Origin of the sequence: Caballeronia sp. dw_19, assembly GCF_018449515.1 — a bacterium.
Classification (GTDB): domain Bacteria; phylum Pseudomonadota; class Gammaproteobacteria; order Burkholderiales; family Burkholderiaceae; genus Caballeronia.
Genome location: NZ_JAAVUQ010000017.1, coordinates 143,600 through 164,534, shown reverse-complemented (window position 1 = coordinate 164,534; position 20,935 = coordinate 143,600). Strand labels below are relative to the sequence as shown.

At 61.2% G+C, this 20,935-nt stretch carries 14 protein-coding genes; 5 read left to right on the top strand and 9 right to left on the bottom strand.

What is annotated here, in order from left to right:
- Positions 1-18 precede the first annotated feature (18 nt).
- The 5 genes from pabB to grpE form a co-directional block, all read right to left on the bottom strand.
- Positions 19-1,812 (bottom strand): aminodeoxychorismate synthase component I, encoded by a 1,794-nt coding sequence (pabB, locus tag HB376_RS22600; protein ID WP_213765895.1) that lies wholly within the window; start codon positions 1,810-1,812, stop codon positions 19-21.
- A gap of 19 nt (positions 1,813-1,831) precedes the next feature.
- The gene (dnaJ, locus tag HB376_RS22595; protein ID WP_213765894.1) at positions 1,832-2,974 is read right to left on the bottom strand and encodes a molecular chaperone DnaJ; all 1,143 of its coding nucleotides are present in this window, start codon (positions 2,972-2,974) and stop codon (positions 1,832-1,834) included.
- 332 nt (positions 2,975-3,306) lie between these two features.
- Complete coding sequence (dnaK, locus tag HB376_RS22590) at positions 3,307-5,262, bottom strand: molecular chaperone DnaK (RefSeq protein ID WP_213765893.1); 1,956 nt, start codon at positions 5,260-5,262, stop codon at positions 3,307-3,309.
- Between the two features lie 198 nt (positions 5,263-5,460).
- Positions 5,461-5,856 carry a thioredoxin family protein gene (locus HB376_RS22585; protein ID WP_213765892.1) on the bottom strand — a complete coding sequence of 132 codons (396 nt, stop codon included), beginning with the start codon at positions 5,854-5,856 and terminating at the stop codon, positions 5,461-5,463.
- 26 nt (positions 5,857-5,882) lie between these two features.
- Entirely contained in the window at positions 5,883-6,464 is a 582-nt protein-coding gene (gene grpE / locus HB376_RS22580; protein ID WP_213765891.1) for a nucleotide exchange factor GrpE, read from the bottom strand.
- On the opposite strand from grpE, the gene HB376_RS22575 reads away from it, so the two are divergent.
- Both HB376_RS22575 and HB376_RS22570 read left to right on the top strand, forming a co-directional pair.
- Positions 6,463-6,648 carry a hypothetical protein gene (locus tag HB376_RS22575; RefSeq protein ID WP_213765890.1) on the top strand — a complete coding sequence of 62 codons (186 nt, stop codon included), beginning with the start codon at positions 6,463-6,465 and terminating at the stop codon, positions 6,646-6,648. The genes grpE and HB376_RS22575 overlap by 2 nt on opposite strands.
- Before the next feature lie 272 nt (positions 6,649-6,920).
- Positions 6,921-7,082: a hypothetical protein gene (locus HB376_RS22570; RefSeq protein ID WP_213765889.1), complete on the top strand. Its 162-nt coding sequence runs from the start codon at positions 6,921-6,923 to the stop codon at positions 7,080-7,082.
- On the opposite strand, the gene HB376_RS22565 is transcribed toward HB376_RS22570, so the two are convergent.
- The 3 genes from HB376_RS22565 to hrcA all read right to left on the bottom strand — a co-directional run bounded on the left by HB376_RS22565 (position 7,054) and on the right by hrcA (position 9,766).
- Positions 7,054-7,461, bottom strand: coding sequence for a S4 domain-containing protein (locus HB376_RS22565; protein ID WP_213765888.1), 408 nt, complete (start codon positions 7,459-7,461; stop codon positions 7,054-7,056). The genes HB376_RS22570 and HB376_RS22565 overlap by 29 nt on opposite strands.
- 33 nt (positions 7,462-7,494) lie before the next feature.
- Positions 7,495-8,562, bottom strand: a complete 1,068-nt coding sequence (hemH, locus tag HB376_RS22560) for a ferrochelatase (protein ID WP_213765887.1) — start codon at positions 8,560-8,562, stop codon at positions 7,495-7,497.
- A gap of 184 nt (positions 8,563-8,746) precedes the next feature.
- Positions 8,747-9,766, bottom strand: coding sequence for a heat-inducible transcriptional repressor HrcA (gene hrcA / locus HB376_RS22555; protein ID WP_213765886.1), 1,020 nt, complete (start codon positions 9,764-9,766; stop codon positions 8,747-8,749).
- Positions 9,767-9,987: 221 nt separating this feature from the next.
- Between hrcA and HB376_RS22550 the strand changes: the two genes are divergently transcribed.
- Both HB376_RS22550 and recN read left to right on the top strand, forming a co-directional pair.
- Positions 9,988-10,890: an NAD kinase gene (locus tag HB376_RS22550; protein ID WP_213765885.1), complete on the top strand. Its 903-nt coding sequence runs from the start codon at positions 9,988-9,990 to the stop codon at positions 10,888-10,890.
- Between the two features lie 7 nt (positions 10,891-10,897).
- The gene (gene recN, locus HB376_RS22545) at positions 10,898-12,553 is read left to right on the top strand and encodes a DNA repair protein RecN (protein WP_213765884.1); all 1,656 of its coding nucleotides are present in this window, start codon (positions 10,898-10,900) and stop codon (positions 12,551-12,553) included.
- Positions 12,554-13,729: 1,176 nt separating this feature from the next.
- Here the strand turns inward: recN and glnE are convergent.
- Positions 13,730-16,525, bottom strand: a complete 2,796-nt coding sequence (gene glnE, locus HB376_RS22540) for a bifunctional [glutamate--ammonia ligase]-adenylyl-L-tyrosine phosphorylase/[glutamate--ammonia-ligase] adenylyltransferase (RefSeq protein WP_213765883.1) — start codon at positions 16,523-16,525, stop codon at positions 13,730-13,732.
- A gap of 206 nt (positions 16,526-16,731) precedes the next feature.
- Here glnE and HB376_RS22535 point away from each other — a divergent pair, with 206 nt between their 5' ends.
- Positions 16,732-20,931 carry an AsmA-like C-terminal region-containing protein gene (locus tag HB376_RS22535; protein ID WP_213765882.1) on the top strand — a complete coding sequence of 1,400 codons (4,200 nt, stop codon included), beginning with the start codon at positions 16,732-16,734 and terminating at the stop codon, positions 20,929-20,931.
- Positions 20,932-20,935 lie beyond the last annotated feature (4 nt).

The following is a 20,935-nucleotide window of genomic DNA, read 5'->3' as shown; positions in this document are numbered from 1 at the left end:
GGTTTGTTGTTCGCCTCCTTAACCTAACCGCGTCAACCGCGCCGGCATCGCGCCGCGCAGCGCGTTGCAAATCATCAACGATTCCGCACGGTCAAGGTCCTCACGCGTCAGCGTGCGTTCCTCAGCATCCAGCTCTTCGATCAATACGCCACGCATCACGCCCGGCAACAATCCTGCGTCGAGCGGCGGCGTGCGCCAACGGCCATTGAGTCTCACGAACACGTTCGATCGCCCGCCTTCCGTCAGCTCTGCGCGCTCGTTGAAAAACAGCATGTCGAACGCGCCTAGCGCTTCGGCCTCGCGCCACGCACGGTCATAGTCTTCACGCGACGTTGTCTTGTGCCTGAGCAACGGATCATCCGCCGATCGCGCTGCAAAGCCATATTCCGATGCCAGCAAAACGTCGACCGTTGACGCCGCCAACGGCACGAGCGGCGCACTCGTCACGGTGATCTCACCGCTTTTACTCAACGCAATCCGCAACCGATAACCCGCCTGCGCTTCGAAGCCCGCGCATGCTTCATCGATACATTCCTGCAGCTTCGCCTGATCAAGCGGAAAGCCGCACCATTGCGCACTGGCCTCAAGCCGCGAAAGATGGAGATCCCAATGGCGAATCCCTTCTTCCTTAGTCGCAAACGTGGTTTCGAAGAGCTGGAAACCCGGATCGGAGCCAATCAGGAATTGAGCCTTCAATTCGCACTCCTCGAATTCATCGGCGGCGACGCTGTCCAGCACAATGCCCGCGCCCACGCCCATCCTGCCTCTGCCGTGCTGTATTTCCAGCGTCCGGATCGGCACCGACAAACAGAAGTCCCGGCGCTTGTCCAGCCAGCCGATCGCGCCCGTATAAATGCCGCGCGGCGTGCTTTCCAGCGCATCGATCAGTTGCATCGTCTTGTGCTTGGGCGCGCCCGTGATCGACCCGCACGGCATGAGCGCCCGAAGGATATGTGCGAACGTGGTACCGGGAAGCAACCGTGCTTCCACCGTCGATGTCATCTGCCAAACCGACGTGTACGGTTCAACCGAAAACAAGCGCGGCACGTGCACGCTTCCCGTAACCGCGACACGCGACATGTCGTTACGCAGCAAATCCACGATCATCACGTTTTCGGCGCGATTCTTCGGATCGAGCCGCAGCCATTCCGGGTCCGCGCTGCGGGGCGCCGTGCCTTTCATCGGCCGCGCCTGCAGCACGTCACCCTCGCGCCGGATGAACAGCTCGGGCGAGCACGAGAGCACATCGCGCCCGTCGGGCAGCGCAATCAGCGCGCCGTATTGCACGGGCTGCCGCTCCCGCAGCCGTCGATACAACCCAACTGCCGAGCCAAAGACATCGAAGGCGAGACGGAACGTGTAGTTGATCTGATAGGAATCGCCGGCCTGCAACGCGTCCTGAACGGCCGCGATGGCCTGCTCGAACGCGTCGGGCGTCACGCTCGCTTCAACGTTCGCGACTCCCGCCACGGATGGCTGGCCGGCCAGGCCGTTATCACGCGCGACGAGCCATTGACTCGCCTCTTCACACGATAACAACGTGCACTCGCGGAACAACAAAAAGCGCAGCGCGGCATCGCCGGGCTGCGCTAACTGAAGATTGCGGCCAAATTCATAATCCGCGAGCATGACGGCGTGCAATCCGTCGCGCAGGTCTGCTTCAACACTCGCACACACTGCGTCGAGTTGGGCGGGATCATGGCACGACCGTTCATGCAAGAAGCTGGCGTACAGGCGACTCGACCGCCTTTCGGCGGTCGAGTCGCAATCGTCGAGCAGCGCGAAAACCTCGCGGCGTTGCTGCATGATCATCGCCTTGGTCGAGAGAACCTCAATCGAAGAAACTCTTCACCCGATCGAACCAACTCTTGCTTTGCGGGCTATGACGCGCGCCGCCTTCCGTCAGTGAACGCTCGAACTGCTTGAGCAGATCACGTTGCTGGTCGGTGAGCTTGACCGGCGTTTCGACCTGCACATGCACATATAAGTCCCCGGCAATGCTCGAGCGCAATCCCTTGATACCCTTGCTACGCAGCCGAAACGTCTTGCCCGACTGCGTGCCTTCCGGCACGGTGAAACTCGCGCGGCCAGCCAGCGTAGGCACTTCAATCTCGCCACCAAGCGCCGCCGTGGAGAAGGGAATCGGCATCTGGCAATGCAGGTCGTCGCCGTCGCGTTCGAACACCGAATGCTGCTTGATGTGAATCTCGACGTACAAGTCACCGCTCGGACCGCCGTTGATGCCGGGCTCGCCGTTACCCGACGAGCGAATCCGCATGCCGTCGTCAATACCCGCCGGGATCTTCACCTCCAGCGTCTTCGTTTCCTTCACCTTGCCCGCGCCGTGGCAATGACCGCACGGCTCAGGAATGTGGGTGCCGGTGCCATGACACTTCGGGCAAGTCTGCTGGATGCTGAAAAAGCCCTGCGACATGCGCACGGTGCCTTGTCCCTGACACGTCGGACAGGTTTCCGGCTTGGTGCCGGGCTTCGCACCCGAGCCCTTGCAAATCTCGCAATTCACCCAACTCGGCACGCGAATTTGCGTGTCGTAGCCATGTGCTGCCTGCTCCAGCGAGATTTCCATGCTGTAGCGCAAATCCGCGCCGCGATAAACCTGCGGACCCGCGCGCCCACGACTGGCTCCCGCTGCGCCGCCGGCCGCCTGGCCGAAGATGTCGCCGAAAATATCGCCGAAGGCATCGGCGAATCCGCCAAAACCCTGCTGACCCGGACCCGCCATGTTCGGATCGACGCCGGCATGCCCGTATTGATCGTAGGCCGCGCGCTTTTGCGGATCCGAGAGCATTTCGTAGGCCTCTTTGACCTCCTTGAAATGCGCTTCCGAATCCTTGTTATCCGGATTGCGGTCGGGGTGATGCTTCATCGCAAGCTTGCGATAAGCCTTCTTGATTTCGTCGTCGCTCGCATTCTTCGCGACGCCCATAACCTCGTAGTAATCCCGTTTCGCCATATCGGTTCAGCGCCACCGCGCCTGATCAGAGATCAGGTCCGGCAGCTCCCTCTTGGATGCCTGGAGTCTCGCGACTCATGTGGTTCGTCGACGCCTGGCCACCATGCGTGATTCGCGCGATCAATAAGTGACCAGCACGCAAATCAAGCCGCACGAAGCGCAGCGCCCTCTAAAAAAACAACGTGCCCGGAAAGCCATTCGGCTCGCCAGGCGCGTTCTTCGTCCGTACGCTCAACTGGGCGCAAGACATTTTTCGTCGCGGTCCCGTGCAAAATCAAAGCTGCACGGGACCGGTTCCTTCATCGACGAACTGGTGATGCGGTTCAATCGACTCAGTCCTTCTTCACTTCCTTGAAGTCGGCATCGACAACATCGTCGTGCTGCTCCGGCGCCGCCTGCGCACCGGGGCCGCCTGCTGCGCCCGCTGCCCCGGCCGCGCCCGCCGCACCTTGCGCTGCAGCCATGTCGGCATACATCTTTTCGCCGAGTTTCTGCGACGCCGTTGCCAGCGTTTCGATCTTCGCGTCAATCGCAGCCTTGTCAGCCGTGCTGCCCTTCAGCGCTTCTTCAAGATCCTTCAACGCCGCTTCGATCTGCTCTTTTTCAGCCGCTTCGATCTTGTCGCCGTATTCAGCCACGGCCTTCTTCGTGCTGTGCACCAACGCGTCGCCCTGATTGCGCGAGTCGGCCAGTTCACGCAGACGGTGATCTTCTTCCGCGTTCGCTTCGGCGTCCTTCACCATCTTGTCGATCTCGGCGTCCGACAGGCCCGAGTTCGCCTTGATGACGATGCGGTTTTCCTTGCCCGTTGCCTTGTCTTTCGCGCCGACGTGCAAAATCCCGTTCGCGTCGATGTCAAAGCTCACTTCGATCTGCGGCGTGCCGCGCGATGCCGGCGGGATGCCTTCAAGGTTGAACTCGCCCAGCAGCTTGTTGCCTGCTGCCATCTCGCGCTCGCCCTGGAACACCTTGATCGTCACTGCGCTCTGGTTGTCGTCAGCCGTCGAATACACCTGTGCGTGCTTGGTCGGGATGGTCGTGTTCTTGTTGATCATCTTCGTCATCACGCCGCCGAGGGTTTCAATACCCAGCGACAACGGCGTCACGTCCAGCAACAACACGTCTTTCCGATCACCCGACAGAACCTGGCCTTGAATCGCAGCGCCAACGGCCACGGCTTCGTCCGGGTTCACGTCGCGACGCGGGTCCTTGCCAAAGAATTCCTTAACCTTTTCCTGCACCTTCGGCATACGCGTCATACCGCCGACCAGGATGATGTCGTCGATTTCGCCGACCTTCACGCCTGCATCTTTAATCGCGATACGGCACGGTTCCATCGTGCGTTCGATCAGGTCTTCAACCAGCGACTCCAGCTTCGCACGCGTAATTTTCAGGTTCAAGTGCTTCGGACCCGACGCGTCCGCCGTGATGTACGGCAGGTTGATTTCGGTCTGAGCGGCCGACGACAACTCGATCTTCGCCTTTTCAGCAGCTTCTTTCAGGCGTTGCAGCGCGAGCACGTCGCGGCTCAGATCGACGCCCTGATCCTTCTTGAACTCGCCGATGATGTATTCAATGATGCGCTGGTCAAAATCTTCACCGCCGAGGAACGTGTCGCCGTTCGTGGAGAGCACTTCGAACTGCTTCTCGCCGTCAACGTCCGCGATCTCGATGATCGACACGTCGAACGTGCCGCCGCCCAAGTCATACACGGCAATCTTGCGGTCGCCCTTTTCATTCTTGTCCAGGCCAAACGCGAGCGCGGCTGCGGTCGGTTCGTTGATGATGCGCTTCACGTCCAGACCGGCGATACGGCCCGCATCTTTCGTCGCTTGACGCTGGCTGTCGTTGAAATACGCCGGAACCGTAATGACGGCTTCCGTCACTTCTTCGCCGAGATAGTCTTCAGCGGTCTTCTTCATCTTGCGCAGCACTTCGGCCGAGATTTGCGGCGGTGCCAGTTTTTGATCGCGGGCTTCAACCCAGGCGTCGCCGTTATCGGCGCGCACGATCTTGTAAGGCATCAGGGCGATGTCCTTTTGCACTTCTTTTTCGTCGAAACGGCGGCCGATCAGCCGTTTGACTGCGTACAGCGTGTTCTTCGGGTTCGTGACCGACTGACGCTTCGCCGGCGCGCCGACCAGAATTTCGTTGTCGTCCACATAAGCAATGATCGACGGCGTGGTGCGCGTGCCTTCCGCGTTCTCAATCACCTTGACCGTGTTGCCTTCCATGATCGCGACGCACGAGTTCGTCGTGCCCAGATCGATACCAATGATTCTGCCCATTTTTATCACTCTCCTGACTTTGATTGCAGCAGGTCCGTTTTCGCATTTTCGACGTGGTTGACGGTCGAATCCGCTAGCCGGATGCCCAAAATTTAACCCTGTACGCCAAATAAGAGCGTTCGCATCGTTTTCAAGACCAGAAACAGACGCTTTCCCGCTTTTTTTCAGCCATTCTGAAACTTTTTCTGGCTAACCGGCTCAACCCTTCGCTTCGAGCGCCCGAATTTTCTCGCGAGCGGCGGCGACGGCGGCTTCGAACTGGCCAAGCCCATGCCAGCCGGTTGCTCGTCCGAGGCGCTTGCCCCGGTAGAAGAAGAACCACGTTGGCACGCCATGCAACATGAAACGGCGGCCGAGATCGCGATGCTCGTAGATGTTGCTGTGAAACCATTTCAGCCCGAGCGCCCGGATCTCATCCGGTTTTGCGAGCATCGCCTTCTTCGCGATTTCGCAGTTGAAACACTCGAAACCCCAGAAATACACAACGGCCAGTTCGTCCGCCGCCGACTCGAGGCCGGCGTCGAACGTCCCGGCGCTCAATTCCTGCATGTCGAAAGCGGCAAACGCGGTGACATCGACAGGGATATTGGCCATGACAGCAGCATCTCCGGCTGAAATGCTTATTTCGGCGCGGCGACCGTGACGAGCGCCGGGCGCAGAACGCGGTCCGCAATCACATAGCCCTTTTGCAGCACCGAGACCACCGTGTTCGCGTCCTGCTCGGCCGGCACCATCGAAATAGCCTGGTGGCGGTGCGGATCGAACTTCTCGCCAACCGGATTTACCTCGACGACACGGCCCTTTTCGAGCGCGGCGGTCAGTTGGCGCAGCGTCAACTCGACGCCTTCGCGGACTTTTGCCAGGTCGGTGGACGAATGCGTCAGCGCGGCTTCCAGGCTGTCCAGCACCGGCAGCAGGTTTTCCGCGAAGTTTTCGATCGCGAATTTATGCGCCTTCTGCACATCTTCCTGCGCCCGGCGCCGCACGTTCTCGGTCTCGGCTTTCGCACGCAAGAACTCTTCTTGCAACGATGCTGCCTTCGCTTGCGCTTCAGCGAGCAATGCCTCGGTTTCGTTTGCGTCGACGGTTTCCGGTGCGGAATTCCCGTCCGGCACGCCGGGTTGCTGGATAGTTTGAGCCGCCGCGGTATTGTCGGCGGGCGAGGGGTTCTGGCTCGCGGAATTGTCTTGCGTGTTTTCCATGTCGCTTGAGATTTTGCTATGGGTGAAAACGGATGAAATCGAACGCAACGTTGCGGTTTCGGCCCATCAAAAAGCTGCCGATGATAACCGCCAACTCAACGTTGCAAAAACGCAACGGGCCCGAACAGCGGACAGTGCGAGTGAAGCGAGGGACATCCTTGTTCGTCCTAAGAAACCCATCTGAGGCTCAGATGAGCGTTTTCAAGGGGTTGCACGTGCTTTCCGGGGCTGTTTCTAGCCTGCAGAAATGACCGGTTACAACCATTTTGGGCCTGTCATCAGATTCAGATTGAGCCGGTTGACTTGCTCACCTACACTTCGAACATGTCTTCGGAAGCGCTAGTTAACCCTAATCTTACGAATGCCCGAATCCAAGTCTTTTAATCGCTAAAGCTTGCTTCAAGTCAGCTCTAGCGTCCGCTTTTCAGAGCTGTTGCGTTGTTACAGGGGGTGCCCATGAAACTGACCTTTGCTATTGCGATCGTCGCATTGGTACTCGTTGGCGGCACCACGACTATTTGCATGTCCGGCGCGGTCAACGACCACACTACGGAGTACGGCGGCGTCTCGGCCACCATGGAACAGTTTTTCAGTCCGAGCCTGAAAGTTTGTCGATAATGCGGCGGTCGCGCTTGGTCGGGCGGCCCTGCAATGCGGCTGCCGGCTCACGATACGTCTTCCTCCGCTCATTCTCCGCCACGCGTTTTTCCCGTCCAGCGTCCGTTTCAGCGTAAAGCGTCTGCGCAATGGGCGCCGGACCGCGCACTTCACAAATTCCCAGCACGTTCACTTGCCAAAGCACGTGTTCAATCTCGATCTCCACGAGATCGCCAACACGCACATCCTTGGACGGCTTCACATTCGCGCCGCCAATACGCACGCGACCCTTCTCGACGGCATCGCTGGCCAGCGAGCGCGTTTTGAAAAACCGCGCTGCCCAGAGCCATTTATCGATACGAAGGCGCGCGCTGGCGTCAGTTGAGATCTGGTAGTTCACGAGTGGTCAATGGTAACTGGTCAATGCGGTGGTCTATGCGGCTGCGCTCAGCGTTTGCGGCGCCTGCACCGGCCAGCCCTGCAGGTGCTGCGCGACAATTTCGCCCAGCGCCTTGATCCAGGCCGGTGATGCGTTCAAACATGGAATCCGGTGAAACTCCTTGCCGCCAGCGTGCAGGAATTCATCGCGCACTTCAATGCCGATTTCCTCGATGGTTTCCAGGCAATCCGACGTAAAACCCGGGCAGAAAACGTCCACCCGCTTCACACCCGCCGCGCCAAGTTCAGCGAGCGAGGGCGCGGTATAAGGTTGCAACCATTCTGCCCGGCCAAAACGCGACTGGAATGTCACCCGGCATTCGACCGGCGACAACCCGAGCGCAGCCATGAGCAACGAACCGGTCTGTTGACACTGGTCATGATACGGGTCACCAAGATCCATGGTGCGCTTGGGCACGCCGTGGAAACTCAGCACCAGCCGGTCACCCGCCGCGAAGTCCGGCTGGCCGTGATGCCGCCAATAGTCCCTCACCTGCTCGGCCAGCGCGCCAATATAGGCCGGATGGTCGGCATATTGGCGGATGGTGCGCAATTCCGGCTGATTGCGCACGCGGCGCAAGGCGTTGAACGCGTCATCGAACGCCGTAGCCGTGGTCGACGACGAATACTGCGGATACATGGGTACGAGCAGCACGCGCTCGGCGCCTTCCAGCTTGAGTTGATTCATCATGGCCGGAATCCCGGGCGTGCCGTAGCGCATGGCGTAGTCAACAATCACGTGATAGTCGTTCACCATGAACAAGCGCCGCAACCCCTCCACCTGCTTTTCCGTATAGACCCGCAGCGGCGAGCCTTCGGGCAGCCATACCTGGGCATATTTCTTGGCTGACGCACGGCCGCGAAACGGCAGGATTGCCAGCCGCAGGATGACTTGCCACGCGAGCGCAGGAATTTCCACCACGCGCGGATCCGACAAGAACTGCGCGAGGTACTTGCGCACGGCCTTGGGCGTGGGCGCATCCGGCGTGCCGAGGTTGATCAGCAGCACCGCAACGCGATGCGAAGCGGAAGGCTGCGAAGGCAACTCGAGGTCGTAGCGCATAAAGGGGAGAGGCTGTGAAGCCCGTGTCGGTCAAGTAAGTGAAACCCATTATAGCGGCGCGTTTCGGAACGCAACATCGGCCGAACGGCCGAGTGGTGAACGGGGCCGGGACAAGGCAAGATGGGTTGTCTGCCGGGGGGATTCGCAGCATTTTGCGGGCCGGACCGGCAGACGGCTTATTGCACTATTGCTGGCTACTGAGCGAGAGGGAGAGCAGGCGCGCGGTGATATCAACAATGGGAATCACGCGGTTGTACGCCATCCGCGTAGGTCCGATCACGCCCAGCGTGCCAACTATCTTCCCGTTCACTTCATAGGGCGCGGTCACCACGCTCATTTCCTCGATTGGCACGAGATTCGACTCGCCGCCTATAAATATCTGCACGCCTTGCGCGTGGCTCGAGACATCGAGTAATTGAAGGAGACTCGTCTTTTGGTCGAACACGTCGAAGAGCTTGCGCAGCCGCGCCATGTCGGAGGAAAGATCCGCCACTTCCAGCAGGTTGCGCTCGCCGGAAATCAGCAGGGTGTCGCCTTGATCCGTTTCGTCGACGCTCGCGGCCACCGCTGCCTGCATCAGCGAGGTCATGTCGCCGCGCAGCGCGTCGATTTCCTCGCGCAGTCGGCGGCGTACTTCGTTGAAGGACAGTCCGGCGAAATTCGCGTTGATATAGTTCGACGCCTCGGTGAGCTGCGACGGCGAATAGTCGCGCTGGGTCGCCATGATGCGGTTCTGCACGTCGCCTTCCGGCGTCACTATGATCAGCAGGATGCGTTTATCAGACAGGCGCATGAACTCGATCTGCTTGAACATGTGGCTGCGGCGCGGCGTGAGAATGACGCCCGCGAATTGCGACAGGTTCGACAGCACGCTAGCCGCGGCGGCCACGATCTTCGCCGGCTCGCCGCCCTGCAGCTTGATCTTGACAGCGGAGGTCATGGCTTCGTCGTCGGTAGTTTCGACGGTGAGCATGGTGTCCACGAAGAGCCGGTAGCCGCGTGGCGTGGGAATCCGGCCCGCAGACGTATGCGGGCTCACCACCAGCCCGAGGTCCTCCAGGTCCGACATGACGTTGCGGATGGTGGCCGGGCTGAGCTCGAGTCCGGAATAACGGGACAGCGTGCGGGAACCGACCGGCTGACCTTCGGCGATATAGCGCTCGATCAGCGTCTTGAGGAGGGTCTGGGCACGTGGGTCTAGCATGGGGAAAGTTTAGCTCAACGTGTAAGGAAACAGCGAGCGCAGCAAATAGTGCGACGACGATTGACGTATTTTTGTCATTCACCCGTCATCAATTCATGATCCGCACCATTCTAACGACAATTCCCCGTCACGCCCGGGGCTTAGCGTATACAGACAAGCCGTAGGCACCGCGGACGTGGCGCGCGGTTCTTTTCGACACTCACCTATGGTGTAATGCCGGCATGGAAATTGGCACCCAATTCAAGACTGTCGCGCTCGTGGGGCGCAACAACACGCCCGGCATCAGGGAGCCGCTGACGGCGCTCGCCGCGTGCATTGTGAAACGCGGCTTCGACGTCGTGTTCGAAGCGGAAACGGCGCATGACGTCGGCGTGACTGACTACCCCGCATTGACTGCGCCGGAAATTGGAGCGCGCGCGGACGTCGCGGTCGTACTCGGCGGCGACGGCACCATGCTTGGCATTGGCCGGCAGCTCGCGCCGTATCGCACGCCGCTGATTGGCGTGAACCACGGGCGGCTCGGGTTCATCACGGACATCACGCTGGCCGAAATGCAGGAGCTGGTGCCTCAAATGCTCGCCGGCAGTTTCGAGCGCGAAGAGCGGACCTTGCTCGAAGCGCGCATTGTCCGGGACGGCCGGCCGATCTATCACGCGCTGGCGTTCAATGACGTCGTGGTGAATCGCAGCGGCTTTTCGGGCATGGCGGAACTGCGTGTGTCGGTGGACGGGCGTTTCATGTACAACCAGCGCTCGGACGGCCTGATTGTCGCCACGCCCACGGGTTCGACCGCGTACGCGCTCTCCTCGTCCGGACCAATCCTGCATCCGCAATTGCAGGGTTTTGTACTCGTACCCATCGCCCCGCATTCGCTGTCGAATCGTCCAATTGTTCTGCCCGACGACTCGCAAGTGGATATCCAGATTATTGGCGGGCGCGACGTGAACGTGAATTTCGACATGCAGTCGTTTACCGCGGTCGAACTGAACGACACCATTGAAGTGCGGCGTTCGCGTCATACCGTGCCGGTGTTGCATCCGGTCGGCTATAGCCATTACGCCACGCTACGCAAGAAGCTGCACTGGAACGAATATCCCTCGCACGAAGACGCCACGAAACTCTAAGACGCCCATGCTCCGTCATCTCTCGATTCGCGACTTCGTCATTGTCGCCGCGCTAGACCTCGAGTTCGAGCGCGGCTTCACCGTCTTTTCAGGCGAAACCGGCGCCGGCAAGTCGATTCTTATCGATGCCCTCGCGCTCACGCTCGGCGCGCGTGCCGACGCCAGCATCGTGCGGGCCGGAGGAGCGCGCGCGGACATCACCGCCGAGTTTTCTACTCACGCACAAGTCTCGCGCTGGCTGGACGAGCACGCGCTGGCTGCCGGCGACGCCGACACGGTCATGCTGCGCCGCGTAGTCGATTCAAGCGGACGTTCACGGGCGTTTATCAACGGGACGCCGGCCACGCTCGTGCAATTGCGTGAACTGAGCGAAATGCTCGTCGACATCCACGGCCAGCACGCCCACCAATTGCTGATGCGCCCGGACGCCCAGCGCGAACTCTTCGATACTCACGCGGGCCTGCTCGACTCGGCACAGAAAGTAGCGCGGGCGCACCGGGTCTGGCGCGACGCAACGCATGCGGTGGAACTCGCGCAAAACCGCGATCGCGAGTTGCAACTGGAACGCGAGCGTCTCGCATGGCAACTGAGTGAACTCGACAAACTTGCGCCGCAGCCGGGTGAGTGGGAAGAGGTCAGCGCAGAGCATCATCGGCTGTCGCATTCGGCGAGTTTGATCGACGGTGTGCAGGGCGCGCTGAACGCGCTGTCCGAGTCGGACGAAGCCATGATCACGCAGCTCTCCGCGATCGTGTCGAAGCTGCGCGGTCTTGTCGATATCGACCCTGCGCTCGCCGACGTGCTGGCTTCGCTCGAACCCGCCGAGATTCAATTGCAGGAAGCCTCATATTCGCTCTCGCACTACGCTCAGCGGCTTGAGCTTGACCCGAACCGGCTGGCGCAGGTCGAGCATCGGATGGAACAACTGCATTCGGCCGCGCGCAAGTTTCGCATGCAGCCCGAAGCGTTGCCCGAGGAGCATGCCGAGCGGCGCAGACAGCTGGCGGCGCTCGATGCCGCCGCTGATCTCGATGCACTGCGCGCGGCGGTTGCCAAGGCGAAAGAGGTTTATCTGGCGGAAGCGACGGTGTTGTCGAAGGCGCGCGGGAAAGCCGCGAAGTCGCTTGGCAAGGCGGTCACCAAGGGCATGCAGGAATTATCGATGGTCGGCGGCAGCTTTGAAGTCGCGCTCGTGCCGCTTGCAGAGGGCGGTGCGAACGGGCTTGAGCAGATCGAATTCCGGGTGGCTGGGCATGCGGGCGTGACGTTGAGGCCGTTGGCGAAGGTCGCGTCTGGCGGCGAACTCGCGCGGATCAGTCTCGCGTTGGCGGTAATTGCGAGCACGGCGAGTCCGACTCCCACATTGATTTTCGATGAAGTGGATACGGGGATTGGCGGCGGCGTGGCGGAAGTGGTCGGGCGTTTGCTGCATCAACTCGGCCGCGACCGGCAGGTGCTGTGCGTGACGCATTTGCCGCAGGTCGCGGCGCGCGGCGATCATCATTTCCAGGTGGCTAAAGCCGGTGATTCTGCGGGGGGAACGGTTAGCACCGTTACGCCGCTGGATAAATCGAAACGGGTGGAAGAAGTTGCGCGGATGCTCGGGGGGCTTGAGATTACGGCCACCACGCGTAAGCATGCGAAGGAAATGTTGGCCGCGTAAGAAGGGATTTTCGTTCGCACTCGGGGTTCTGTTTGGGTGGGGCGGTGTTAGTGGGCGGGGGTCGGTGCTGGGGTGGTCGGTTCTGGGGTTAGTGGTCGGGGGTCTATGCCGGGGTGCTAGGTTCTGGGGTTAGTGGTCTGAGTCAATGCCGGGTTGGTGCTTTCGGCGTTAGCGGCCTGCGAGAGTCGGATTTTCTCTTTATCACTGTTAGCCACTGTGCGTGGCGGCACGTCATTTCTTTGTCCAAAGCGACAAAGAAACGAAGCAAAGAAAGCGCTTTCAAACCACGCTACCCTAAGTGTCCACAGCGTGCAGTTTCTATTCATAGGTGCCCCAAAAGCACGGTGCTCGCCAGAGCGGAGGATGTGTGAACCCCTCCTTCTCGCGAATCCTGACACGAACACGCTTCGCCCCGTACGCTCTCGGGCAAGCACGAGGCGCCCACGAACCAGCACGGCCTAACGCGTATTTGCTTCTGCGGTTCTTCTTTGTGGGTTAGCTGCTCGGTCGGCGCGCTTATTTTCGTGGGCTACAGCCCAGGATATCTTCGCAGCCTCGTTTCTTGACGGGTTGGCGGCGTGGTTGGAGGCGCGTACTGATTTGGTGGGAGGTTGTCCGCGGATAGCGCGGGGTGAACCTTGGGCAGGTTCAATCACTGGTGGCGAAAATACACATCAGGCTGTGATTGGCGAAGCTGGCCACGGGGGCCCTCCAACGCAAGCCACTCACCGAACCTACCAAGAAACGAAGCCTTAAATGCGGGTGGGGCCGTGCGGGTTCCTTAGCAATTGTGCTTGCCCGAGAGCGTACGGGGCGAAGCGTGTTCGTGTCAGGATTCGCGAGAAGGAGGGGTTCAAACATCCTTCGCTCTCGCGAGCACCGTGCTTTTGGGGCACCCATGAATGAAAACTGCACGCTGTGGACACTTAGGGTAGCGTGGTTTAAAAGCGTTTTCTTTGCTTCGTTTCTTTGTCGCTTTGGACAAAGAAATGACGTGCCGCCACGCACAGTGGCTAATAGTGATAAAGAGAAAATCCGACTCTCGCAGACCGCTAACACTGAAAGCAGCAACCCAGCATCAACCCCGACCGCTAACGCCGAAACCCCGACCCCGGCATTGACCCGCGACCACTACCGCCGCCCCACCCAAACAGAACCCCGAGTGCGAACGAAAACCTACCCAAATACCCGCTTCCAAAGCCCCGTTACCGCTTCCCTCTCCGCCACCACAACATCCGGTTCAACCCGCGCCTTCTCCATCCCGTCGAGTCTCAGCGTGTGCTGCAACTTCCTATACCGCCGATACGCAGCCGCCACCGTTTCCGCCTCCTCAGCACTCATCAGCCCGAACCCCGCGGCCAGTCGCAACAGCGAAATATTGCCCATATTCCGAATAAATTCAGCGTCTTCGCGCGCGTGCAACAGCACGCAATACTGCACGATGAACTCTATATCCACCATCCCGCCGCGGTCGTGCTTCAGGTCAAATAACTTGCTCCGGTTCGGATGCCCGGCATCCACGCGCTCACGCATCGCAACAATCTCCTGCGCCAACGCAGCAGCGTCTCGCGGCATCGTGAGAACCTGGGCGCGAATTTCCTCGAAGCGCTCGCCAATCTCGGCATCGCCGGCGCAATAACGCGCCCGCGACAGCGCCTGATGCTCCCAGACCCATGCCGTATTCGCGGCATCGCCCTCACGAATCTGATACCGCCGGAACGATTCCAGGCTCGTCACCAGCAAACCCGATTCGCCATTCGGACGCAGCCGCAAATCGACATCGAATAACGTGCCCGCGCCCGTTGCCGTCGTGAGCCACGTGACCAGCCGGCGCGCGAACATCGCGTAGATATCGGCGGCGGCTTCGTCGGGGTCGTCGTGCAGGAAAATCAGGTCCAGGTCCGACGCGTAACCCAGCTCCTTCCCGCCCAGCTTCCCGTAAGCGATCACAGAAAAGCGCGGTACCTCGCGGTGACGCTTGGGAAACTGCGACCACACCGTTTCGATAGTGACATCAAGCACGGCATCGGCCAGCGCCGACAACAGGTCGCTCACATGTTCAACGGTCAGCTTGCCGCTCAGGTCGATCAGCAGAATGCGGAACACCTCTGCCTGATGTGCGTGTCGCAACAAGTTCATCTGCTGCTCGGCGCCATCGGCGGCGGCAATCTGCGCGCGCAAGGATTCGCGAAATTGCGCCCAGTCGAAGGGGCTCGCGATCACTTCATCGTCGAGCAATTCATCAAGAAGCTGCGGATGGCGGATCAGATATCCCGCCGCCCAACGCGACGCGCCAAGCACCGACAACACCCGCTCGAGCGCCGCCGGATATTCAGTGAGCAACGCCAGATAAGCGCCGCGACGGCTGACCGCTTCGAGCAGGTCGAACAGCCGGGCAATGGTGTCGCCGCGCCGCTCGGGCGGCTCGACGGCCTTCGCGGCTTCGAGCGCACGTTGCGCGACAATATCGAACCGCTCCCGGCTGCGCTCGGGCAAACCTTCGTATCGCGTGGACTTCCACACGTTGCGCAGGCGCGTGAGCACCGCGGTGGCATCGGTGAAACCCAGTTCGGTCATGCGCTCGACCAACTGTTCTTCGGCGCTGTCGTCGGCAAGCGCGCTGCTCCAGACCCACGACGCCGCCGAATCTTCCGCGACCGCGCAACCGCCGTCGCCCTTCACCTTATCGGCGAAAGTCTGGTCGAACTGATGCTCAACGCGCGTCCGATGCGCCTCCAGCGCATCGGTCAACGCCGGGTAATCAGCGAAGCCCATTGCATCGGCAAGCACTGCGCGGTCGTCCGGCGCGACCGGCATGGCGTGCGTCTGCGCATCGTTTCGATACTGCAAGCGGTGCTCCAGCTTGCGCAGGAACAAGTACGCCTCGGTAAGTTCGCTACACACATTCGCCGATATCAACCCGTGCGCCGCCGCGCGATTCAGCACGGACAAGGTCGGACGAATCCGCAGATCGGCAATCTGGCCGCCACGGATCAGTTGAAACACCTGCGCGCTGAACTCGATCTCCCGAATGCCGCCACGACCGAGCTTGATGTCATCGGCTTTGTCCGGTCGCATCGACGCGCGCCGCTGCGCTTCCTGCCTGATCTGCACATGCAGCGCACGAATCGCGCTGATCACGCCGTAGTCGAGATACCGCCGGTAGATAAACGGCGTAGCGAGCGCGTCGAGCTGCTTCGCAAGCCGTTGCGCCGCTTCGCTTTCACCCTCGGAGACCAGCCGCCCCTTGATCCACGCGTACCGTTCCCATTCGCGGCCCTGCACATAGAAATACTCTTCGAGCATGCCGAGCCCGCAAGCGAGCGGGCCGGCATCGCCGTTCGGCCGCAACCGCATATCGACTCTAAAGACATAACCGTCTTCCGTCACCTCGGCCAATGCGCCTATGAGCTTACGGCCGAGCCGCGTAAAATATTCCTGGGTCGACAACGCCGCGCGTTCGCCGCCTGCCGTCTCACCGTCTTCTTCATAGACGAAAATCAGATCAATATCCGACGACACATTCAACTCACGTCCACCGAGCTTCCCCATTCCCACTACACCCAGCGTCAAGCGCTGTCCGTCAGGCCCCCGTGGCTCGCCGAACGTGACTTCCAGATCCGCCGATAACACCGCGAGCGCGCGCTGGATAGTCAGCTCGGCAAGATCGGTCATGGCGCCCGTGACTTCGGCAACCGGCGCGAGGCCCGCGAGATCGCGTTCCATCACCGTGCAGAAGACCTCGATGCGCAATCGCCGCAGCGCGGTCTTGAGCGCGGCTTCATCAAGCCGGCCGCTGGCCGAACGCGCCGAACACGCGTCGCACAGGGCGTTCAGCCGCGCTTCTATCCAGGCGCGGCGAATCGGCACCTTCGACCATTCGGCTATAGCAGCCGGCAATTCGGGACGCGCGGCATACACGCGCGCGGCATAGTGGGAAGCGCTGGCACTCAGCAAAACGGCGTCGGTCATGAAAAGTCGGGCTCAGTCATTGCTCACAAACAAGTCCGGCAGTGCGCCGGGGCTTTTGCGCACATTGGCGCGAGGTGTGCAGAACGCCGTCCGGCGCGGCTTAGCGGCCGCATGGTAGCGTGTTCCCGCAGTTTTTTGCGCTGCGCGCTGTGTTACATTTCAACGTCAAATCTCGAAAACCTACCATATCGCCGACCCGCCGCAGCATGTCCGACCGAAAGGAATTCGCCGACCCACCTGAAGCTGTACCCGTGAAGCTAGGTGGTCGCGCCGAGCTCGCGTTGTCGCGGGTGCTCAAAGTCCTTCTGGTGCTGGTTGCCGTGGTCTATTTCGCGGTCGCCGGGATCTATCTCGCGCTGCGTTACGCCGTGCTTCCCCAAATCGATGTGTTCAAGCCGCGCATCGAGCAAATGGTCTCGTCGAAGATCCATGCGCAGTTGCGCATCGGACGTATCACGGCGAAGTGGTCCGGCTTCGAGCCTTCATTCGATATCGACAATCTCCGGATCGACGCCGCCGACGGCACGCCGGGTCTCGCCGTGCCGCACGCCAGCGCGACGGTCGCGTGGCGCTCGCTGCTGGGTCCCATTCCGCTGCTCTCGAATCTCACCGTCGATGGCCCCGACGTCGTCATCTCGCGCGCCGCCGACGGAACCTTCAGCGTGGCCGGCGTGCCGATCCAGGCGAAACACACGGGCAACGACGCGTTCATGACCTGGCTGCTGAGGCAGCAAGCCATCGTGCTGCGCGACGGCACGCTGCGCTGGCACGACGGCGAGCGCAATGCGCCGGAACTCGCGCTCAAGCGTATCAAGCTCGCTATTCTCAACGACGGCCCGCATCATCGGCTGGCGTTGCAGGCGTCCCCCGACGGCGACCTGCTGCACGGGCCGCTCGACTTCCGCGCGGACTTCACCACGCCCCGCTTCAGCGTGCCCGGCCGGCCGGCGAACTGGACGGGCCAGGCGTATCTGTCGACCGGTCCTGTCGATCTGCCCAAGCTCTCGCAGTACGCGACGATGCCATTCGCGACCTACGGCGGACGTTTCGACAACCGCATCTGGCTCGACTTCGCGAGCGGCAAGCTGCAATCAGCGGGCGGCGACCTGACCGGCTCCGACATCGCGTTGCGCGTGCGTCCAACGCAGCCGCGTCTCGACGTGCCGATCGCGGACTTCCACTGGGATCTTGCGCAACAGGACGACGAATACACGCTGCACCTGGCAAACCTGCACGCAGAACTCGGCCAGCCGCCGCTCGCCGACGGCACGCCAGTGTCTCGCCTGCTGGCCTTGCATACGCTAACCGGCCATTACCGCGCAGCGACCTTGCAGCGCGGGCAGATGTTCGGGGTATCGGGCGATGTCGTCGATCTCGGCATTCTCGGCGAATTCTTGCGCACGCTGCCGTTGCCATCGAAGGCGCAAAACGATCTGATCCGATTCAACCCGCGCGGCCAGATTGCCAACTACACGCTGCAAACCGAGCGGCCCAGACCGGCGACCCACGCTCAAATGCTGGCTCAGCGGCAGACGGGCGCCGAGCCGCCGATACGCTACACGGTCAAGGGCGACTTGCGCGGCGTGAGCGTGCAGGCCCAGGAACCGCCGCCGGGCCTGACGATCAACAACCACCCGCGGGCCGGGATTCCGGGCGTGGAAAACCTGTGGGGCAGTATTGACGCGGATCAGGATCACGGCAGCGCGGTTATCGATACGAAAAATACCGCGATCACCATCCCCGGCGTCTTCGATAACCCGCGTCTCGTGCTCGATCAGATCGACGGCCGCGTGACCTGGACGCTCACCGACGCGCCCGGCAAGCCGCACAAGGCGATCACCGCCCACGTGGAGACGCTGCACGTCAAGAATGCGGACGCCGAAGCGAGTGCGACGGCCGACTATCGCAACGAAGGCGAAGGCCGCGGTTCCCTCGATCTCAAGGCCAAGGCCGCGCGCCTGAATGTGACGAGCCTCGTGCACTATCTGCCGACTAGCATCAGCGAAAAACTACGCGTGTATCTGGGCCACGCGTTGCAATCCGGCGTTTCGCGCAACGCCACCATCGAGATTCACGGCGACCTGACGAAATTCCCTTACGCAAAGTTCCCCGATGCCGGCCAGTTCCGCATCGTCGCGCCCTTCTCGGGCGGCAAGTTCGAGCCCACGCCCTATCCGCCCAAGACCATGGCCAACGGCACCCCGAATGTGTGGCCGGCGTTCGATGGTATTGACGGGACGTTTCATCTCGCCGAAAACAAGCTGGGCTTCGATATTTCGCGCGGCCATTATCTCGGCGTGAGCGTCGTCAAGACGACAGGACGGATTGAAGACCTGGGCAATCGCGAATCGAAGCTGCTGATCGACGCCGACGCGCATGGCCCGATCACCGACATGCTTCGTTACGTGGAAGACAGCTCGCTTGGCGCGCTCTCACACCACGTGTCGACGAAGATCCGCGCCAACGGCAACGCCGCGCTCGCGTTGCAACTGGAAATTCCGCGGGTCGCGCCGCCGCCCGGCGTACGGCCGCACGTGGGTTACAAAGGCGCGCTCACGTTCAACGGCAACGAGCTTGCATACGCTGCGTTGCCGCCGTTATCGAATCTCAAAGGGCGGGCGCGGTTCGGCGAAAAGACCGCGTCGCTCGATGGCCTCACGGCGAAATTCCTCGGCGGCGACGTGCGTGGTACCGGCGGCGTGAAACCCGACGGCAGTTATGCCTTCGATGTAAGCGGCCGCATAGGTGGCGACGCGGCCCAGAGCCTGAACGCGCGCGATCAGGCACAAGCGGCGCAGATTCTCAAGCACATCAGCGGCACCGCACCGTACGACCTGCGCGTGCGCGGCGTGAAAAACGCGTTGCCGCAAGTCGAGGCCAACTCCGACTTGACCGGCCTCGGCCTGGACTTTCCGGCGCCCTTCAACAAGAGCGAGGGCACGCCCATGCCCGTCTCGTTCACGTTCACGCCGGTGGCCGGATCGGCCCAGGAGCACGACGCGAAACTCACGCTCGGGCCGGTGAATGCGCATTACTTGCTCAAACAGACCGGCAAGGAAGCGCCGATCGTGGAACGTGGTGCTATCGGCGTAAACAAACCGGCCGATCTGCCGGGACAGGGCGTGACGGCTGCGGTGGATATCGACGAACTCGATGCCGATGCGTGGCGCAAGCTGATCGCCGAATTGGGACCGATGCCACAGCCGGACCCGCAGACTCAATCGCAATCGCAGGCGATGAAGCAATTCCTCCCCAAGCGCTTCGCGCTGCATTTCGCCACGATCAAGCTGCTCAACCGGCGCTGGGAAGATGTGGCAATAGGCGCAAATCTCGGCGATGACCGCAAGTGGCAGGCGAACATTGCGTCGGATCAGGTTACGGGCAATGCGCAATGGATGCCGGGCGCGACGAAGGGCAGTCCGGGCGCGTTGCAGGCGCGGTTCACGAAGGTCGTGATCCCGGGAAAGGAGGAAACCGACCTGGTCACACAGATGATCCGCAAGCCGCCGGCCAACATGCCGTCCATCGATTTGATCGTGAACGAACTCGTGGTGCGCGGGCGCACGCTCGGACGCCTTGAGGTGGACGCGCGCAACGACGTGGAAGACAACGTGCCGGTCTGGCATCTGGACAAGCTGGATTTGAGCAACCCGGACGCGACACTTTCGGCCACGGCCAACTGGCGCACGATCAGCGGTCCCGTCGGTTTTCCAGCCGACGCCGACGACAACGCCCCCCGCCGCACCGCGGTGGATTTCAAGCTGGACATCATGGATGCCGGTGCGCTGGTCGAACGGCTCGGCTTGCCACGGACGGTGAAGAACGGCAAAGGCACGCTGACGGGCCAGCTTGGCTGGGACGGTAGTCCGGCTGCAGTCGACCTGCCCACGCTCAACGGTAAGCTGGACGTCGACTTGCATCATGGCCAGATTCTCAAGGTCAATCCGGGCGCGGCCAAGCTGCTCGGCGTGCTCAGCCTGCAAAGCCTCGCGCACTTCCTCACGCTGAATTTCCAGGACGTGGTCGGCAAAGGGCTGCCGTTCGAAAAAATCACGGGTTCGGGCACGGTTCAGAATGGCATCGGCCGCACCAATGATTTCACGATGATCACGGCGCCGGCACGCGTCGAGCTGAAGGGGCTGGTCGATCTGCCGAAGGAAACCCAGGACCTGCACGCCAAGGTCATCCCGACCATCAGCGCGGGCGCCGTGGCGCTGGGCGCCGCCGTGATCAATCCTTTGCTCGGGATCGGCACGCTGGTGGCCGACCTGCTGCTATCGAAGTCGATTGGAAAAGCGTTCACGATTGACTATTCCATTACCGGCTCGTGGTCGAAACCCGTCATTCAGCGGGTGAAAGGCGATCAGGGTAAGATCGAAATTCCCGCTGCCACCGTGCCCAACTGATCTT

What these genes read in the sequence shown, in the direction of transcription:
- hrcA (WP_213765886.1), bottom strand. Translation starts at nt 9,766, where the DNA reads ATGCTAGACCCACGTGCCCAGACCCTCCTCAAGACGCTGATCGAGCGC.
- dnaK (WP_213765893.1), bottom strand. Translation starts at nt 5,262, where the DNA reads ATGGGCAGAATCATTGGTATCGATCTGGGCACGACGAACTCGTGCGTC.
- hemH (WP_213765887.1), bottom strand. Translation starts at nt 8,562, where the DNA reads ATGCGCTACGACCTCGAGTTGCCTTCGCAGCCTTCCGCTTCGCATCGC.
- pabB (WP_213765895.1), bottom strand. Translation starts at nt 1,812, where the DNA reads ATGATCATGCAGCAACGCCGCGAGGTTTTCGCGCTGCTCGACGATTGC.
- grpE (WP_213765891.1), bottom strand. Translation starts at nt 6,464, where the DNA reads ATGGAAAACACGCAAGACAATTCCGCGAGCCAGAACCCCTCGCCCGCC.
- recN (WP_213765884.1), top strand. Translation starts at nt 10,898, where the DNA reads ATGCTCCGTCATCTCTCGATTCGCGACTTCGTCATTGTCGCCGCGCTA.
- HB376_RS22585 (WP_213765892.1), bottom strand. Translation starts at nt 5,856, where the DNA reads ATGGCCAATATCCCTGTCGATGTCACCGCGTTTGCCGCTTTCGACATG.
- glnE (WP_213765883.1), bottom strand. Translation starts at nt 16,525, where the DNA reads ATGACCGACGCCGTTTTGCTGAGTGCCAGCGCTTCCCACTATGCCGCG.
- HB376_RS22535 (WP_213765882.1), top strand. Translation starts at nt 16,732, where the DNA reads ATGTCCGACCGAAAGGAATTCGCCGACCCACCTGAAGCTGTACCCGTG.
- HB376_RS22550 (WP_213765885.1), top strand. Translation starts at nt 9,988, where the DNA reads ATGGAAATTGGCACCCAATTCAAGACTGTCGCGCTCGTGGGGCGCAAC.
- HB376_RS22575 (WP_213765890.1), top strand. Translation starts at nt 6,463, where the DNA reads ATGTCGCTTGAGATTTTGCTATGGGTGAAAACGGATGAAATCGAACGC.
- HB376_RS22570 (WP_213765889.1), top strand. Translation starts at nt 6,921, where the DNA reads ATGAAACTGACCTTTGCTATTGCGATCGTCGCATTGGTACTCGTTGGC.
- dnaJ (WP_213765894.1), bottom strand. Translation starts at nt 2,974, where the DNA reads ATGGCGAAACGGGATTACTACGAGGTTATGGGCGTCGCGAAGAATGCG.